Genomic DNA, 3,239 nt, shown 5'->3' with positions numbered 1-3,239 from the left:
CACCCCTATATGAGAAAAGGAGGAAAAAATGATGAAAGCAAATATTGTACTAGACGCTAAAGGTTTGGCGTGTCCAATTCCTATCGTAAAAACGAAGAAGAGTATGAAGGATTTAAAAGCTGGTGAAGTATTGGAAATTCAAGCGACAGATAAAGGTTCTACAGCAGATCTGGAAGCATGGGCAAATAGTACAGGCCATGAATATCTAGGTACTGAAGCAGAGGGGGAAATACTTCGTCATTTTCTTCGAAAAGGAGGAGAGCTTTCAGCAGAAAATGCAGCTTCAATTCCTGAGATTTCATTAGAAGCTTTCAAACAGAAAGTGGATAGTGACGAGTCTCTTAACATTTTAGATGTACGAGAGATAGAGGAGTATGAAAAAGCTCATATTCCTGGAGTTGTGCATATCCCTCTTGGTGAAGTGGAAAAGCGCTCTAACGAATTAAACAAAAATGATGAAATTTATATTATCTGCCATTCGGGAAGAAGAAGTGAAATGGCGGCCCACACCATGAAAAAACAAGGTTTTAAAAAGGTTATTAATGTTGTCCCCGGTATGCGGGATTGGACAGGTAAAACAGAAAAAGGAGGTATGTAAACATGACCGTTCAAGCACTTACCGTAAAAGAAGTCACACAAAAAATCTTTAACAAAGAATCTTTATTTATCCTGGATGTGCGTAATGAAAATGATTTTAACGATTGGAAGATTGAAGGACATTGTTTTGACTATTTAAATGTACCGTATTTCGATCTTTTAGATGGCGTAGAAGATATCTTGGAGAAAATTCCTTCTGATAAAGAAGTGCTGGTCGTTTGTGCAAAAGAAGGTTCATCCGTCATGGTATCCGAAATGCTTTCTGAAGCAGGTCATTCTGTATCCTATCTTAAGGGTGGAATGAAAGCATGGAGCGAACATTTAGAGCCGGTAAAAGTCGGGGATTTAAAAGATGGCGGTGAGATGTATCAGTTTGTTCGAATCGGTAAAGGCTGCCTGTCATACATGGTCATTTCCGATGGTGAAGCGGCGATTATTGATGCGACACGTATGGCGGATATTTTTATAGACTTTGTGAAAGAGAAGGGTGCGGAGATTACTCACGTATTTGATACACATCTTCACGCGGACCATATTTCAGGCGGCAGAGTCATTGCTGAAAAAACAAAAGCAACCTACTGGTTACCGCCTAAAGATGCTGAAGAAGTGGTATTCGATTATCAGCCGTTGGAAGAAGGAAAAGACATGATTATTGGAAATACAAAGATTAAAATTCACCCGATTTATTCTCCGGGGCACACGATTGGCTCCACTTCTTTCATTGTCGATGATCTGTATCTTCTTTCAGGTGATATTTTGTTTATTGATTCAATTGGCAGACCAGACTTAGCCGGTATGGCAGAAGATTGGGTAGGAGATTTAAGAAAAACGCTTTATAGCCGTTACAAAGCGTTATCAAAGAATTTAATTGTATTACCGGCACACTTTATGATCATTGACGAGCTAAATGAGAATGGAAGTGTTGGTAAAAAACTAAGCACGTTATTTAGCGAGAACCATGGTTTGAACATTGCGGATGAAACAGAATTTAGACACCTAGTAACAGATCATTTGCCTCCGCAGCCAAATGCATACCAAGAGATTCGAGAAACAAACATGGGGAAATTCAGCCCGGATGAAGAAAAACAGCGTGAAATGGAGATTGGTCCAAACCGCTGTGCAATACGGTAACACAAGTTTCTGTTAAAAAGAGGAGAGATGAACATGAAATCAGATAAAGTATTAGACGCAAAAGGCCTGGCATGCCCAATGCCAATCGTCAGGACAAAAAAAGCGATGAATGAACTGGAATCAGGTCAAATATTAGAAGTGCATGCAACAGATAAGGGAGCTAAAAGTGATCTTGCAGCTTGGTCTAAATCAGGCGGGCATGACCTTTTAGAGCAAACTGATGAAGGCGATGTATTGAAATTCTGGATTAAAAAAGGCTAATGAATGGAAAGGGTATCGAATAAAAAGATACCCTTTTCCTTTGAAAGGAGGAAACCAAAGTGGATATTGCCTTTATCACAACTCTTTTCATTATAGGGTTTATTGGTGCCTTTATTTCCGGAATGATTGGTATTGGCGGAGCAGTTATTAATTATCCAATGCTATTGTACATTCCTTCTTTAATGGGAGTGATGTCATTAACTGCCCATGAAGTGTCAGGGATAGGGGCTATTCAAGTTTTCTTTGCGACACTTGGCGGTGTTTGGGCTTATCGTAAGAGTGGTCTTCTAAATAAAGCATTAATTATTTACATGGGAAGCAGCATCCTTGTAGGGAGTGTATTGGGGAGTTACTTTTCTCATTATATATCTGAAAAAGGAATTAACTTTATATACGGTATTCTGGCTATTTTAGCAGTTATTTTAATGTTTATACCTAAAAAAGGACAAGAACAAAGCGAAGACAAAGAAGTGATATTTAATAAATGGTTGGCTTCGTCCCTAGCGTTTATCATTGGTGGTGTATCGGGTGTTTTAGGAGCTGGCGGCGCCTTTATCCTGGTCCCCTTTATGTTATCAATTTTAAATATTCCTGTTAGAATCACAGTCGCTTCATCTCTTGCGATTACATTTCTTTCATCTATTGGCGCAACAGTTGGAAAAGTAATCACGGGCCAGGTTCTTTTTGCACCGGCTCTGGTTCTTATGATTGCCAGTTTAATTGCTTCTCCTATTGGCGCATCTGTTGGGCAAAAAGTAAATACAAAATTCCTGCAATGGATTTTAGCGTTATTAATAAGTGCGACAGCTATTAAAATTTGGTTAGAGCTGATATGAGTCAGCGGGTAAAATGAAAGATTAAAAGATTCATCACTCGTTGGTTTCTTATTAATGTTATGACACTTGGCCATGTTCAATAAATGTTTCAAGTATTTGATGAAATTCATTTTGATAATGGTGACTTGGACAAGTCTGTCTTTGTTTGCTTTAGAGTTATTATATTTGAATATCATGACATGGCACCAACAACACGTTATTAAGCATATAAAAAAGAAGCAACTACTTAGGCAGCTTTTGCTGTCTTTTAACACCATATCATATCACCCTCATATGTAATATAATGTTGCCAACCCATATTGGTTGATTCCTTTAAGAGACGTGGCACTGAGGAGGAAATGATAGATGGTTTATTTCGTAATGTTTTTTTGTTTTGCTATTACACTGCATAATAAAAAAACATTACGAAATAAA

3 protein-coding genes and 1 pseudogene are annotated in these 3,239 nt (G+C 38.1%); all 4 read left to right on the top strand.

The genetic code is table 11. The annotated features are described in order from the left end of the window. Window positions 1-28: 28 nt before the first annotated feature. The 4 genes and pseudogenes from C1T29_RS15230 to C1T29_RS15215 all read left to right on the top strand — a co-directional run bounded on the left by C1T29_RS15230 (window position 29) and on the right by C1T29_RS15215 (window position 2,825). Window positions 29-598, top strand: coding sequence for a sulfurtransferase TusA family protein (locus C1T29_RS15230; protein ID WP_103749980.1), 570 nt, complete (start codon window positions 29-31; stop codon window positions 596-598). Next, a pseudogene (locus C1T29_RS15225) lies at window positions 564-1,728 on the top strand (MBL fold metallo-hydrolase). Before C1T29_RS15230 ends, C1T29_RS15225 begins: the two are co-directional and overlap by 35 nt. Before the next feature lie 33 nt (window positions 1,729-1,761). Beyond that, entirely contained in the window at window positions 1,762-1,989 is a 228-nt protein-coding gene (locus C1T29_RS15220) for a sulfurtransferase TusA family protein (RefSeq protein WP_012116896.1), read from the top strand. Window positions 1,990-2,048: 59 nt separating this feature from the next. Further along, window positions 2,049-2,825, top strand: a complete 777-nt coding sequence (locus tag C1T29_RS15215) for a sulfite exporter TauE/SafE family protein (protein ID WP_103749982.1) — start codon at window positions 2,049-2,051, stop codon at window positions 2,823-2,825. Window positions 2,826-3,239: the final 414 nt, after the last annotated feature.

The sequence above is a fragment of the Bacillus sp. MBGLi79 genome, from assembly GCF_002953915.1.
This window is presented reverse-complemented; position numbering and strand designations above follow the sequence as displayed.

Coding starts and splice junctions, on each gene's coding strand:
- C1T29_RS15230 (WP_103749980.1), top strand. CDS start 29: ATGATGAAAGCAAATATTGTACTAGACGCTAAAGGTTTGGCGTGTCCA.
- C1T29_RS15220 (WP_012116896.1), top strand. CDS start 1,762: ATGAAATCAGATAAAGTATTAGACGCAAAAGGCCTGGCATGCCCAATG.